Raw genomic sequence first — 13,650 nt, 5'->3', positions numbered from 1 at the left:
TCGGTCGGGTATGCCCGCTCGACAAATCACGCCATACTCTCTGTCTGTTCCCATCACATGACAAACAATGGCCGATTTGAAAACCGCCACCCCTTCTTCCAGCACTTCATACTGGCGAGAATGGCGACAACGCCTGGCATTCTGGATCGGCGCACTTCTGGTCGGGCTGACGGCGTTGGCATTCGCGTGGCTGGCCGACGCCGCGTTCGCGTCGTTCAGGTGCTTGCTTGAATGGGCGCCTTGGTCCCCGTTGCTGATCACGCCCTTCGGTTTCGCGCTGCTGGCGTGGCTGACACAGCGCTGGTTTGAAAATGCCAAAGGCAGCGGCATTCCCCAAGTCATCGCCGCCCTTGAAATGCCCTCCCGCCGTTTACGAGCCAGATTGCTTTCACTGCCAGTCGCCGCTGCACGCATGAGCCTGACCCTCGGTGCACTCCTAGTTGGGGGCTCGGTAGGACGGGAAGGCCCAACCGTTCATATCGGGGCCGCCGTTTTGTATGCCTTCGGCCGCCGGCTGGGCCTACATGGGCGACGCACGATCGCTGGACTGATCCTCGCCGGCGGCGCCGCAGGCATTGCCGCAGCCTTCAACACGCCATTGGCCGGGGTGGTCTTTGCCATTGAGGAATTGAGCCGCACGTTTGAGCAACGTTTCAGCGGACTGGTGCTAACGGCAGTGCTGATTGGCGGCGTCGTGACACTGGGCCTGATGGGACACTACGCCTACTTTGGCGAAATCGGTGGACGGATGCCAACTGGATGGGGTTGGAGCGTGGTCCCTGCATGCGCAGCACTGGGCGGGTTGCTGGGAGGTTTTTACGCGAAGCTGGTGCTGCCCACCGATCACGGCATCCTCGGCCGTGTCTGCGGGCTGCGCAGTCGATATCCAGTCCGTTTCGCGGCCCTCTGCGGCTTTACTCTAGCAATACTGGGGTTGGTTTCCGGCAATCACGTGTTCGGTACCGGATATGAAGAAACGCGCGCCCTGCTTGGGGCACAACCCGTCACCGATCCAAGTTTTTTGCTGTGGAAATTTCTGGCCAACGTCGTGTCCTACCTCTCCGGTATTCCTGGCGGGCTGTTTTCACCTTCGCTGAGCATAGGCGCGGCGTTCGCGCCACTGCTGTCGTTGATACCCGATGTTGACCCGCAAGCATGTGCATTGCTGGGTATGGGGGCCTATCTGGCCGGCGTGACACGCTCACCGCTCACTGCCTCCGTCATAGTCCTCGAACTGACCCACAGCCCCGACCTTGCCATACCCATGCTCGCGACCACACTGATGGCTACCGCCATCTCGGGCTGGATTTCACCTGTCTCGCTCTACCATGCACTCGCGCGACAAATTATCGACAAACTGCACGCGTCCGGACGAGAATCGAACGACGGCACCGTTACGCAAATTCAGCTTAACGAAAAACCGTGAATCGCGTAGACATGACGCTGTAACCGGGGGGCGACTTCAATTGCTCACCCAAGTAGTTCAATGACGCAGGTTGTTGAGGGCCGATCTGCCACAAGCCAAGAATGCTCGTTGCAACGGTCGCGTCCAGTCATTTGCGCCAATCAACGTCGATGAGACGACAAGGTCGCTATACCTGCCTTATGTCTTAGGTAACTCAATGACACTAAAGTCATCGTTCGCTAACGTGCTTCGAGTACTACGCAGTCACCGCAACATCACCCAACGCGGATTTGCCGACACGACCAGCCGCACCTACTTGTCCAAGCTCGAATCCGGTAGATCGAGCCTCACGCTGGACAAACTTGAGAAGCTTAGCGAGCGATTGGAAGTGAGTCCCTTGACGCTGGTGGCTTTGACGCTGAGCGAGGATACAGGGCAGACGGCAAATGAGCTGATCGTCAGGACTAGGAGCGAGATTCGAGCACTTGAGTCAGAGGGTCGAATTCCTGGACTACAGGCCACACTGGGGGATGATCTAGCTGAGACTGCTTTGCCGGCCAACTCACGCAATCCCCGAACGAAAATGCCTTCGCGCGCACCGTGCGCACTTCAGGCGGAGCTGTCATTCTCCGAGTAATGCCTGGCTAGCCGTTCAGGTGCTCGCTGCAGCACTCGTAAGACCTCAGCACCAGCAGGTTCTCATCCTCCCTCAATGCCTTAACTTCAGGCTCACCCCGCTCCCTGCCCAACCTCGCCAGAAAACGAAACGCCGAGAATCCTTTTAACTCGTGCGTCAACTCCCCCGCGCAGTAATGGTGACGACCAGAGACCGCTCTGGAGCCCGCCATGAGGACATATGCCTTCCCGTCGCTTTTGATTTGTCTGGCAGCACTTCCGGCTGTCGCACAGGAAAGTCGCGAGCGCTCAGATCTGGGACTCGTGCAACGACAGTTCACTGCCATCGAACAGTTGGCCGATCGTGCCGAAAGCGGCTCAGACGACGCCGCAGGAACGCGCTATCGCTTCGACTATCCGAGGTTTACGGCGGACCTCGAACGAATACGTGAAGGCATCCATAAATACTTGTCGCCCTCCCGCGCTCAGCCAGCTGACCAGGTCGAAATGACCGGTCAGTATCGAGTTGATGCGCCTCACTCGAGCCCCTCCGATGAGCATGACTGACGCTCAACTCAGCGCGTTCTCGGCCGTGGCCGGCTTTGCCCCGCAACTCAGTTCGGTGCTGTGGCGCTCCTCGGTGCTGGTGTTGGCGTTGCTCTGGTGCACCTGGGCACTGTGGACCGGCTACCGCGGTTGGGCGGCCGGCAATCTCAATTTCGGTGCGCTCGGCGGCAGCACGCTGCGTCTGGCCCTAGCCCTGATCGTGCTGATGTTTTTCATGCTGTCGTAGTCTGGAGACCCTGCCATGAAACTCTCCCGTCACTGCCTCCTTCCGCTGCTCCGGCTGCGAGCTATCTATACAAAAGCCCTGTTCGGCGGCTCGGTGTTGCTGAGCTCGACGCTGGCCAGGGCTGATCTGCCGACCATGGAAGCCCCCTCCCGCGGCGAGGGCTCAGGCCTGATCGACACCATCAAGAACTACGCCTATGACGGCGGCATCCTGCTCGGTCTGTTGATCGCCACCCTCGCCTTCCTGGGCGTGGCTTGGCATTCGCTCACCGTCTACGCCGACGTGCAAAACCAGCGCAAGACCTGGAAGGACCTCGGCGCCGTGGTCGGCGTCGGCGCGCTGCTGGTGGTGGTGATCCTGTGGTTCCTCACCAAAGCTGCGACGATCCTGTGAGGTTGCCATGTCCGACGTCCCTGCCACTCTCCCAGACGGCACGCTGACCTTCCTGCCGGAACGCCTCAACCGCGACCCAGCCGTCCTGCGCGGCCTCACCAACGACGAGATGTGGGTCGCGCTGATCGTCGGTGCCGTACTAGGCCTGATTCTCGGCGCACCGCTGGCGGTGGCCACCGCCTCCATCGCCACCCTCCCCACCTGCATGTTCCTGTGCATGGCGCTGGTGCTGCTCGGTGGCGGCAAGTTGCTGCGCCGGGCCAAGCGTGCTCGTCCAGAAACTTGGCTGTACCGACGCCTGCAGTGGCAGCTGGCTGTGCACTGGGGCATCAGCAGTCACTACCTGATCCTACACTCCGGCCCGTGGACGGTCCGCCGTACGCGCCGACCTGCGAGGCCCACCCCATGAGCCGCTTCCGCAACAAGGTGGATGCGCAGCAGGCGCACATTCTCAGCCTGCGCCTGGCCGTGGCCGTGCTGGCGCTGCTGTGCACCGGACTCTGGTATGGCTGGCAGTCCGCACCATCCGAACTGACCATTCACGTACCACCGGACTTGCGCTCCGGCAGCACGCGCAAATGGTGGGATGTGCCGCCGGAAAACATCTACGCCTTTGCCCTGTACATCTTCGGCCAGCTTAACCGTTGGCCCACCGACGGCGAGGTCGACTACCACCGCGCGATCTTCGCCCTGCAGCCCTACCTGACACCCGCTTGCAAGACGTTTTTCGATGGCGACTTCGAGTACCGCAAGGCAGCCGGCGAACTACGTGGCCGCGTGCGCGGCGTGTACGAGGTGCTGGGTCGTGGCTACAGCGATGACCCCGACCTGCGGGTAAAGCAGCTGGATAAGCACAGCTGGCTGGTCAAGCTCGACCTCAATGCCGACGAGTACTACGCCGCCGAACCGGTGAAGCGCGTCGTCGTGCGCTATCCGCTACGCGTAGTGCGCTTCGACGTCGACCCCGAGCACAACAAATGGGGCCTGGCCCTGGACTGCTACGAAGGCACACCGCAGAAGCTGACGCTGCCTGGAGGTGCATGATGATGCGTTTCTTGATCTTGATGCTGGTGTCGGTGGCCGGGTGGTGTTCAGCCGCAGCCGCCGTCGAGGTCAAATACTGGGACCGCCTGCCGCTGGCCGTGCCGCTGACGGTGGGTCAGGAACGTATCCTGATGCTGGATGAGGATGTTCGCGTCGGGCTACCCAGCGCGATCACCAGCAAGCTGCGTGTGCAGTCAGTCGGCGGCACGGTGTACCTGCGTGCGTCGGAAGCCCTCCCTCCTACCCGCCTCCAATTGCAGTCGGTGAAGTCGGGGGACATCATCCTGATCGACATCGAAGCGCTCGAAGGTAATGAGTCGCTGGAGGCGGTCAAGATCGTTGCCCAGACTCAGGCCCCGGACGAGGAAACCGCGAAGGATGCAGCCCCCGCAGCGACGCCGGTACCGGTGGTGCTGACTCGCTACGCGGCGCAGAACCTCTATGCGCCGCTGCGCACCGTGGCGCCCTTGCCCGGTGTGCGTCGAGTCCCGCTGGACGAGTCCTCAGGGTTCAGCACACTGCTGCCGACCGAGCACGTATCCATAAAGGGGCTCGCCGCCTGGCGGCTGGGCGACTATTGGGTGACGGCGGTGAAGATCGTCAACCGTGGGTCGGCCAAGGTCAAGCTGGACCCGCGGCACCTGCAGGCCACGCTGTATGCCGCCACCTTCCAGCACGAATACCTGGGGCACGCTGGCACACCTGAAGACACCACCGTGGCGTACCTCGTCACCCGCGGCGGCGACCTGAGGCACGCGCTGTTGTTGCCACCGCCAGCGCCGGAGGCTGCCGATCATGAAAGCTAACGGTTTGCTGAAATGGCTGGTACCGGCGGTCCTGCTGGGAATTGTGCTGATCATCGGCAAATCCTGGGTGGCGGCGCCGGATGGTCAACCTGCCCATGATCCCGAAAACACCGCACTCAGCCCGGACCAGGCCAAGGCCCTCGGCATTGCTGGCGACACGCCGCGCGACACCGTGGCCACGCTGATTGGCCAGGTCAAGGCGATGCGCAGCGAGATGCTGTCACTGAAGAAAGGTAACGAGACGCTGCAGACCGAGAACAACCGCCTGCGCACGCGCGAAGGCAACATCGACAGCCGCATTCAGAGCACGCTGAGCAGTGTCACCCAGCAGGTCACCGAGCAGCGCCAACAGGCCAACGATGCCCGGCAGAAGGCCGAGCAACAGCACCGCGAGACCCAGGGTTTGCTGTCCCGGCTCAAGGACCAACTCACCAACAAGCCGCCCGCGAAGTCCGAAATACCTGTGGGCTTCGGTCTCGAGCCGGGTGACGAGCAACAATTCTCCGGGGCACAACTGCCGGCGGATGCGGTGCAGTGGATCGAGCCATCGAATGCCCGTGCCGGCCAGGAGGGCACCAGCAAAGCTGAGGGACCGTTGTCGTCGCTGACGTCGAAATTCAAAGACCTGCATGGCCTAGACAACAACGCGATTGACCGCGGCCAAGACCATCTCCGTGCCGTGGCCAAAGGCGAGCACGACCTGGAAGGCACTCAGGACCGGGCCGAGGGTGCCAAGCCCCTCTACACCATCCCGGAGAACTCGACCCTGATGGGCTCGATCGCTATGACCGCGCTGATTGGCCGCGTGCCGGTGGACGGCACGGTGAATGATCCCTACCCGTTCAAGGTACTGGTGGGACCGGACAACCTCACCGCCAACGGCATCGATCTACCGGACGTGGTCGGCGCGGTCATGAGCGGTACCGCGGCCGGCGACTGGACCTTGTCCTGCGTGCGCGGCCAGGTCGAGTCGCTCACCTTTGTCTTCAGCGACGGCACCGTCCGCACGGTGCCGCAGCCGCAGAAGGTGATCAGCCGCAACCGCGCCAGCACCCAGACCTCGGACACCGAAAAGATCCGCGGCGGCCTCGGCTACATCTCCGACCCTTACGGCATTCCCTGCATCGCCGGCGAGCGTCGCTCCAACGCCCAGCAGTACCTCGGCAGCCAGAGCCTGATCACCGCTGCCGGCGCTGGATTTGCAGCAGCGCTGGGCAGCGAACAGACCAACACCTCCTTCATCAACTCGGCCAGCGGCAGCTTGGGGCTGAGTCAGAACAGTGGCAACAGCGCACTGAACTCGGTCATCAGCGGTGGCATCGGCGACATTCGTGACTGGGTCAACAAGCTCTACGGCGAAGCGTTTGCCGCCATCTACGTCCCGCCGGGTGCCAAGGTGGCCTTGCACCTGGATCACGAAATCAGCATCGATTACGAACCCAAAGGCCGGAGAGTGAATCATGAAAGCCCACCCGTTTCGGTACTGGACCTGGATTAGCCTGCTGCTTTGCCTGCACCTGGCGGGCTGCACCACCAGCAAGGACGAAATGCTGCCCCACGGCGACCACACCATGCTGGATATTTGGAACAGCGGCGGCGCCGTCGGTACGCAGCAGCAGTTGCAGGAGGCCCGCGATGAGCTGCGCCGGCCAGTGCTTGATCCCGAGCGCCTGATCAAGGACCAGAGCGCCTACACCCGCACAGCCGCCAACGAGATCCGCGCCCAGTTCCCACGCCTGCCCAACCCTGATCTGGTGATGTACATCTACCCGCACCTGGCCGGTACCCAACAGACGCCCGTGCCCGGCTATTCGACCGTCTTCCCGTTGTACGAGAAGGTCCAGTATGCGCTGCCCGGCGAACGCTTGGACGATCTGTGATGGATGATGATGTAGATCGCACCCCGCCGCGCTGGAAGCCCTGGCGCGCGGCGCAGCGTCGGCGCGCAACACGTGCGGATGAGGCTGCACAGTATGCGCACAACCCCAGTTTCACCGACCACTTGCCCTGGGTCGAATACCTTGAGGAGGAGCAGTGCTTTCTGCTCGACGACAACCGCTCGGTCGGCGCCGTGTTCGAGTTGCAGCCGATCGGCACCGAGGGCCGTGAGCCGGAATGGCTGACGGCAGCGCGCGATGCGTTGGAAGATGCGCTGCAGGACAGCTTCGACGAGTTCGACCAGGCGCCATGGGTGGTGCAGTTCTTCTGCCAGGACGACAGTGACTTTTCCCCGTACCTGGAACGCTTGGAGCAATACGTTGCACCCCGAGCGACAGGCACACCCTTCACCGCTGCCTTCCTTGCTTTGATGCAGCACCACCTCGAAACCATTGCCAAACCGGTTGGGCTGTTTGACGACCCTGTCGTGTCGCACCTGCCCTGGCGCGGCAGCAATCGGCGGATTCGACTGGTGGTCTATCGCTGGCTCGGTGACCAGGCCGACGACGACGGGCAAAAACCCACTCAGCTGTTGGAAAGAACCTGTGACCGCCTGGTAGCGTCGTTGCAGGCCTGCGGCGTCAATCCTCGCCGGCTGACGGGGCGGGATTTCTATGCGTGGTTGCTGCCCTGGTTTAACCCGGCACCGACCCTCACCGGTGAAGCACCAGCAGCGTTCTATCGACGGGTGCCCTACCCGGAGACCGATGACGGCGAGGGCCTATCGCTGCCGTTCGACCATGCCTTTGCCGAGCGGCTGTTCTTCCAGGAGCCACACTCGGACAGCGAGCAGGGGCTGTGGTATTTCGATCAGCAGCCGCACGCGGTGATGGTAGTCGACAAGCTGCGCAGGCCGCCCCTTATCGGCCAGCTGACCGGCGAGACCCGCAAGGGTGAGGCGCTCAACGCCTTGTTCGACCAGTTGCCGGAGCAGGCCATCCTGAGCCTGACCTTGGTGATCACGCCCCAGGATGTGCTCGAGGAGCAGCTCAACCGCCTGGCGCGCAAAGCAATCGGCGAAAACCTGGCCTCGACCCAGACTCGCCAGGATGTGGAAGAGGCCCGCGCGCTGATCGGTCGCCAGCACAAGCTGTACCGCGGTACTTTGGCCTTGTACCTGCGCGGCGCCGATGAACAGCAATTGCGCCAGCGCTCGATCCAGGCAGCCAATGTACTGCTCGGCGCCGGCCTGCAACCGGTGCGCGAGGGCGATGAGGTGGCCGCGTGCAACAGCTACCTGCGCTGGCTGCCGATGGTCTACAACCCCGCACGGGATAAACGCAATTGGTACACCCGGCTCTTGTTTGCCCAGCATGTGGCCAACCTGCTGCCGCTGTGGGGACGCAGCATCGGTACCGGCAACCCGGGCATCACCTTTTTCAATCGGGGTGGCGCGCCACTATCGTTCGACCCGCTGTCACGCTTCGACCGTTCCATGAATGGTCACCTGCTGTTGTTCGGCCCGACTGGCGCCGGCAAGTCGGCCACCCTGGTCTCGATTCTGATGCAGATCATGGCGGTGTACCGGCCGCGGCTGTTCATCGTCGAAGCCGGCAACTCCTTTGGCCTGCAGGGCGACTACTTCGCCACCCTAGGTTTGACCGTCAATAAGGTCCAACTCAAACCGGGCAGCGGCTTGAGCCTGGCCCCTTTCGCCGATGCCCGCCGACTGATCGAACGCCCCGACCAGGTCGCCAGCCTGTCGACCGAGGTCCTGGATGAAGACGCTTCGGGCAGCGACGAGCAACGCGATGTGCTGGGCGAGCTGGAGATCACCGCCCGCCTGATGATCACCGGCGGCGAAGCCAAGGAAGAGGCGCGCCTCACCCGGGCAGACCGCAGCCTGATTCGCGAGTGCATTCTCGACGCCGCCAGGCACTGTGCGGCCAGCGATCAGCAGGTCATGACGCGCCATGTCCGTGATGCCCTTCGCACGGTAGCCAGCGACGCCCACCTGCCCGACAAACGTCGCGAGCGGGCCCAGGAAATGGCCGAGTCCATCGACCTGTTCTGCCAAGGTTTCGAGGGTGCGCTGTTTGACCGACCAGGCACCCCTTGGCCGGAAAGCGATGTCACCATCGTCGACCTCGCCACCTATGCCCGCGAGGGCTATGAAGCGCAGATGTCGATCAGCTACATCAGCTTGATGAACACCGTGAACAACCTTGCCGAACGCGACCAGTACCTCGGTCGTCCGATCATCATGGTCACGGACGAAGGCCACATCATCACCAAAAACCCGCTGCTGGCGCCCTTCGTGGTCAAGGGCACCAAGATGTGGCGCAAGCTGGGTGCCTGGTTCTGGCTGGCGACGCAGAACCTGGCCGACTTCCCCGATGCGGCGCAGACCATGCTCAACATGATCGAGTGGTGGATCTGCCTGAACATGCCGCCGGCAGAGATCGAAGAGATCGCGCGGTTCAAGAAGCTCACGCCGGCACAGAAGACTCTGCTGCTGTCGGCGAGCAAGGCCTCGGGCAAGTACACCGAGGGCGTGGTCTTGTCCAAGCAGCTGGAGACGCTGTTTCGCGCGGTACCACCAAGCCTGTACCTCGCCCTGGCCATGACCGAGCCCGAAGAAAAGGCTCAACGCTGGCGACTGATGGAAGAACAGCGCATCACTGAATTGGAAGCCGCCCTGAGCATCGCGGCGGAAATTGATCGGCGACGGGGTATAAAGCCGTAATCCAACAGCACGTGTCCTCAGCGGGGCGAACAAAGGCATTCAGCCTTGTTTTGATAGAGGGCTGTCTCCGGTGGAAGCATGTTCGAGGGATATCCGTCTGGCACGCCCAACGCCCCATGCCAACGCCCGCGTCATCGATTCGCCGGGTCGCGAGTCAAAAGCCTCCTCATGTACCGCCATGCCCTGTGGCGCGTATACGCCAATGAACATTTGCGTACTGCCGGTACGCGACAATCGCACCTGGACGTCGATAAAGGTTCCGTCGTCAAGGGTCTCGTCATGAGTGCGATGATGGAGCGTTTGATCCGCCCAATCCCAAAACACATCACCGCGAATTCTCATGTCGCCTCCTATAACTTTAGTTTTATACGGAGCGTGTAATGCCACGATAGCGAACGCCCCCCATTTCGCAACCGCCTATACCGGCCCTGAAAGGTACCGTCTGACAAGAGGTCAACGCCAGCTGCCATTTTCGAAATAAATCGCTAATCAACTGGTCATAATGCAACCCTTTGATTGTCCCCCATCGCGCCTTCGCATGTTCGGATTCGTTAATCGCCCAGCAACGCGCGCCGCAACTTTGGAAAGCGTGTTCTGCCATCTAGCCAGATGGAGAAGAACGCTCGGGCGAAGTCAGGGTCAAGCACCTCTCGGCTCAGTTGATCATTCACATAGAAACGACAACCGCGCCCAGGCAGGTACACCCCTATCAGCCGCTGTCCCGCCCGAACATCGCCAAACGCCCTGCGCATCTCAAAGCTCCATTTCGCCAATTGCTCTTCCTCAAGCTTGTCGCCGCCCAATCGGCGGAATTCGTCCTGAAGCATCTCGACAAGCGTGGCTCTGCTGACATCACGCAGGAACGTGACCTCCAGGGCCAAAGCGGTGTCTAGCGTCGGCTTAGGATGGCGGCTCCACAGACGAGCCTCATAGATAGTAAGGCCAAACCAGCGAAACTCGCCTGCCCCAATGGAGCGTGCTCCTGGGATATCATCAAATAGATCGGCGTCAGCCCCTGGCGCAGCAAGCAACAGCACGAGTGTCACCACCCGCAGGTTTCTAGACCAGTGTTCCAGGTGCGTGCCCATAGCAACCACGTCTTCTCCCCTTTCAGTAGTAAAGCTTATCCCTAAAACAGCTTGCCTTCGTTGCCCATGCCCCGAGGTTCGGACGTTACGCTGGCTTGAGAACCTGCAAAAACGATGCTTCGGCTCTCATTTAGTTGGTCCACCGCGTGAGTCAGACCTCAGACACTCAACCACGCCGTCGTCGTTACATCGATTAGGTGCTGGGTATAGCTATGAAAGACTCATTAGACAGATCGGTCTCTCTAGGTCGGCACTCCGGAGCACATCGCAGCAGCAGGCGCGGAAATGCCAAGCGGATATTTGCCGCATCTCTCACGATGTTCCTCACCGAACAATGCTTGGCACTGACCACCCCCGCCATCATTGCCTCGGTCGCGTCGCTGCAGTGTCTGGAGTACAGAATCGTCGGGATCTGCTATTGGCTACTGTGTACGCCGTTCGGCTGCACAGTGCGAACCTCACCCAAGGTCCGGCACTTCATTCCCGAGTTGGTGGTGTCGAGCTATTCCAACACCGGCAGTAACCCCTGGGGCGAGATGTCTGCCCTTTCGGTACCGACGCCCCTGTCGCAAGGCGGGGGCAACCTGATCACGCCCTCGTCGCAACGCGACAACCTGCCCCGTTTCAAGAATGTCGACGGCATCGGGCATCCCGGCGGCGCTGCCCTGACGGCCCTGGCCCAGAGTTTCGGCTTCGGCTATGCGTGTCCGAGCGGGGCGGTGCCGCTTGCGCCCTACTACCTGAGCACGCTCGATCCGCTGGCCTGGCGCCACGCCATCCCCGAGTCCGTTTACCCGCAGGCGCTGACTCCGGGCATGCGCGAGATCGGTAGCCAGGCCTTCGGCAACATGTGGGGTAGCGTCTACCCGCGGCAGGGATTCCTGGTACAACCCGATGACTTCAAGGCCGCCGCGGTGATGGCGCAGCGCGCCAGCGACTTCATCACCCGCGTTGGCCAGCCGCACGTCTACCTACCGTTGCAGCCGATGCCAGCGCCCGGATATTGGCCGCCGCAGCCGGTGATGGAGAACAACATCAACAACCACCGCTGGCAGTTGCTCACTCCGATGGTGCAGAGCACCTGCGCCATCTTCCCGAGCGCCACCCTCCAGAGTGCCGAGGGCGCCTACGCCTGGTCGCTGTGGCGCCCGTACAGGTGCTGCCAACGCATGGGACAGACCTTTCTGTTCAGCATCGACTTTGATGGAGGGCAGTGATGAACACCCTCTCGTTCGGGTTGGTATGTCTTTTCGTGTGCGCCGCTGGCCACGCCGCCGAGAGTGGCTACCACCTGGGCGACCAGGCACAGGTATTGGACGATCGGGTGATGTACACCATCGGTGGCGGATCGGCGGTGGGCGCGCCCTCCTCGCTCTACCGCCCCAGCGGACTCGGCGTAGGCCTGTCCTGGCGCGCGAACATGATGTGCGGAAACATGAACCTCTCCAACACCCTGCAGAACCAGCTCAATGGTGCCACGCAGGGTTTCCAACAAATCATGGGCAACGTCATCCAGAACGCCACCCAGGCGGTGATGTCGCTGCCGGCAATGATCATCCAGCGCGCCAATCCCGGGCTGTATGAGCTGCTGAGCAACGGCGTGCTCCAGGGGCGCATCGACTTCGACCGCTCCAAGCTCACCTGCCAGGCGATGGCGGCGAAGATGGCTGACAAGGTGGATCAGGCCGGTTGGGGAGCACTGGCACAGAACCAGGAAATGCAGCACAACCTGGAGCAGTCCGACGGTGATGCCGTGACCGCGGTGAAGGACACCGAATCCAACAACGGCAACAACGGTGTCAGCTGGGTCGGCGGGCAAAAGGCCGGCGGCTATGGCCAGGCGCCGATCCGAGTGACCTCGGACGTGGTCAAGGCGGGTTACAACCTACTGCACAACCGTTCGGTCGAGGACACCTCGGCCGTCGGCTCAAATTGTCAGAACGGCGCAATCTGCCAGGCCTGGGGGAGCCCCGACGAGGCCGCTGAGTGGGCCACACGTGTGCTCGGTGAGACCGAAGTGGAGACCTGTGATGACTGCGAGACGCTGCGCGTCAGCGCGGGTGCAGGTCTCACGCCATTGATCCAGGAAACCTACACCCAGCACCTTGAAGGCTTGCAGCGCATGTTGTCGGGCGCAGAGGAGCCCACGCCGGAGAACCTGGGCAAAGTCTCCAGCCCGTTGCTGCAGGTCTCCCGTGGGGTCATCGAGGGCCTGCGCGATGATCCCGACCAGAACCTGTTGGCCCGACGCCTGGCCAGCGAGACCGCGCTGTCGAGCGTGATCTACAAGGCGATGCTGCTGCAACGCACGCTGCTCGCCGGCAGCCACGAACCCAATGTGGCGTCGGCACAACCCGCTACCACTGCCCTCAACAGCAATGTCGAAACACTGGAGCGCGAGATCCGCTTGCTGCAAACCGAGTTGCAGGTGCGCCAAGCCCTGGCCACCAACACCGCCAGCCTGGTCCTTGATCGCCACGCCGGCGGCGCCGATGCCTCGCGCAGCATCGACCAGCGCGATCCGCAGCCAGACCGCCTACATCATGCGGAGCAAGGAAGGAGCACGCCATGATGCCGCGTTCTGTGAGGAGCACGGTTGCCCGAGTGCTGCTGATCTTCGGCTCAATGATCGTTACGTTGCTGGTTGCCTGGATGGCGCTGCAACTGAACGGCCCCCAAGTCGATTGGTTCGAGGATGCGCGGGGGAATACGCCCTACTTCGCCTACTGGCGAGCTCTGCTATACAGCCTGATCTTCGCCGGCTGGACCACAGCATTGCGCTCGCGGCCGTTACCTAAAGACCAGCAACGGCTCATGCGCTTGGGGCTGGTCGGCTTTGGCTCGATCGTCCTGGTCGAACTGTCACGAGTGTGAGGTGCAGT

Annotated in this window: 16 protein-coding genes; 14 read left to right on the top strand and 2 right to left on the bottom strand. The window is 62.0% G+C overall.

All coding sequences use genetic code 11. The annotated features are described in order from the left end of the window. Positions 1 to 67: 67 nt before the first annotated feature. From LU682_RS10250 to LU682_RS10200, 11 genes are all read left to right on the top strand, one after another. Positions 68 to 1,426 carry a chloride channel protein gene (locus LU682_RS10250; protein ID WP_016488081.1) on the top strand — a complete coding sequence of 453 codons (1,359 nt, stop codon included), beginning with the start codon at positions 68 to 70 and terminating at the stop codon, positions 1,424 to 1,426. Positions 1,427 to 1,622: 196 nt separating this feature from the next. Beyond that, positions 1,623 to 2,042 (top strand): helix-turn-helix domain-containing protein, encoded by a 420-nt coding sequence (locus LU682_RS10245; RefSeq protein WP_016488082.1) that lies wholly within the window; start codon positions 1,623 to 1,625, stop codon positions 2,040 to 2,042. Positions 2,043 to 2,251: 209 nt separating this feature from the next. Then, positions 2,252 to 2,587 (top strand): integrative conjugative element protein, RAQPRD family, encoded by a 336-nt coding sequence (locus LU682_RS10240; protein WP_016488084.1) that lies wholly within the window; start codon positions 2,252 to 2,254, stop codon positions 2,585 to 2,587. Continuing rightward, positions 2,574 to 2,813 (top strand): TIGR03758 family integrating conjugative element protein, encoded by a 240-nt coding sequence (locus LU682_RS10235; protein ID WP_016488085.1) that lies wholly within the window; start codon positions 2,574 to 2,576, stop codon positions 2,811 to 2,813. The genes LU682_RS10240 and LU682_RS10235 overlap by 14 nt, the downstream gene beginning before the upstream one ends. Before the next feature lie 15 nt (positions 2,814 to 2,828). Beyond that, positions 2,829 to 3,206 carry a TIGR03745 family integrating conjugative element membrane protein gene (locus tag LU682_RS10230; protein WP_016488086.1) on the top strand — a complete coding sequence of 126 codons (378 nt, stop codon included), beginning with the start codon at positions 2,829 to 2,831 and terminating at the stop codon, positions 3,204 to 3,206. A gap of 7 nt (positions 3,207 to 3,213) precedes the next feature. Then, entirely contained in the window at positions 3,214 to 3,615 is a 402-nt protein-coding gene (locus LU682_RS10225) for a TIGR03750 family conjugal transfer protein (protein WP_016488087.1), read from the top strand. Next, positions 3,612 to 4,250 (top strand): PFL_4703 family integrating conjugative element protein, encoded by a 639-nt coding sequence (locus LU682_RS10220; RefSeq protein ID WP_016488088.1) that lies wholly within the window; start codon positions 3,612 to 3,614, stop codon positions 4,248 to 4,250. Before LU682_RS10225 ends, LU682_RS10220 begins: the two co-directional genes overlap by 4 nt. Continuing rightward, positions 4,250 to 5,056 (top strand): TIGR03749 family integrating conjugative element protein, encoded by an 807-nt coding sequence (locus LU682_RS10215; protein WP_016488089.1) that lies wholly within the window; start codon positions 4,250 to 4,252, stop codon positions 5,054 to 5,056. The genes LU682_RS10220 and LU682_RS10215 overlap by 1 nt, the downstream gene beginning before the upstream one ends. Continuing rightward, positions 5,046 to 6,554, top strand: a complete 1,509-nt coding sequence (locus tag LU682_RS10210) for a TIGR03752 family integrating conjugative element protein (RefSeq protein ID WP_016488090.1) — start codon at positions 5,046 to 5,048, stop codon at positions 6,552 to 6,554. Before LU682_RS10215 ends, LU682_RS10210 begins: the two co-directional genes overlap by 11 nt. Further along, complete coding sequence (locus tag LU682_RS10205; protein WP_016488091.1) at positions 6,517 to 6,936, top strand: TIGR03751 family conjugal transfer lipoprotein; 420 nt, start codon at positions 6,517 to 6,519, stop codon at positions 6,934 to 6,936. Before LU682_RS10210 ends, LU682_RS10205 begins: the two co-directional genes overlap by 38 nt. After that, entirely contained in the window at positions 6,936 to 9,680 is a 2,745-nt protein-coding gene (locus LU682_RS10200) for a conjugative transfer ATPase (protein WP_016488092.1), read from the top strand. The genes LU682_RS10205 and LU682_RS10200 overlap by 1 nt, the downstream gene beginning before the upstream one ends. A gap of 39 nt (positions 9,681 to 9,719) precedes the next feature. On the opposite strand, the gene LU682_RS10195 is transcribed toward LU682_RS10200, so the two are convergent. Together LU682_RS10195 and LU682_RS10190 are read right to left on the bottom strand one after the other, a co-directional pair. Next, on the bottom strand, positions 9,720 to 10,022 hold the full coding sequence (locus tag LU682_RS10195; RefSeq protein WP_016488093.1) for a hypothetical protein: 303 nt from the start codon (positions 10,020 to 10,022) through the stop codon (positions 9,720 to 9,722). Positions 10,023 to 10,231: 209 nt separating this feature from the next. After that, positions 10,232 to 10,768: a chalcone isomerase family protein gene (locus LU682_RS10190; protein ID WP_016488094.1), complete on the bottom strand. Its 537-nt coding sequence runs from the start codon at positions 10,766 to 10,768 to the stop codon at positions 10,232 to 10,234. Positions 10,769 to 11,085: 317 nt separating this feature from the next. Between LU682_RS10190 and LU682_RS10185 the strand changes: the two genes are divergently transcribed. Genes LU682_RS10185 through LU682_RS10175 form a run of 3 tightly spaced genes read left to right on the top strand, consistent with a single transcriptional unit; the run spans position 11,086 to position 13,642 of the window. Beyond that, on the top strand, positions 11,086 to 11,985 hold the full coding sequence (locus LU682_RS10185) for a TIGR03756 family integrating conjugative element protein (protein WP_016488095.1): 900 nt from the start codon (positions 11,086 to 11,088) through the stop codon (positions 11,983 to 11,985). Next, on the top strand, positions 11,985 to 13,340 hold the full coding sequence (locus LU682_RS10180) for an integrating conjugative element protein (RefSeq protein ID WP_016488096.1): 1,356 nt from the start codon (positions 11,985 to 11,987) through the stop codon (positions 13,338 to 13,340). Before LU682_RS10185 ends, LU682_RS10180 begins: the two co-directional genes overlap by 1 nt. After that, a complete protein-coding gene (locus LU682_RS10175) occupies positions 13,337 to 13,642 on the top strand; it encodes a hypothetical protein (protein WP_016488097.1) in 306 nt (101 codons plus the stop codon). Before LU682_RS10180 ends, LU682_RS10175 begins: the two co-directional genes overlap by 4 nt. The last annotated feature ends 8 nt before the right edge of the window (positions 13,643 to 13,650 follow it).

The organism is Pseudomonas alloputida (assembly GCF_021283545.2).
GTDB classification, from domain to species: Bacteria; Pseudomonadota; Gammaproteobacteria; order Pseudomonadales; family Pseudomonadaceae; genus Aquipseudomonas; species Aquipseudomonas alloputida.
This window is presented reverse-complemented; position numbering and strand designations above follow the sequence as displayed.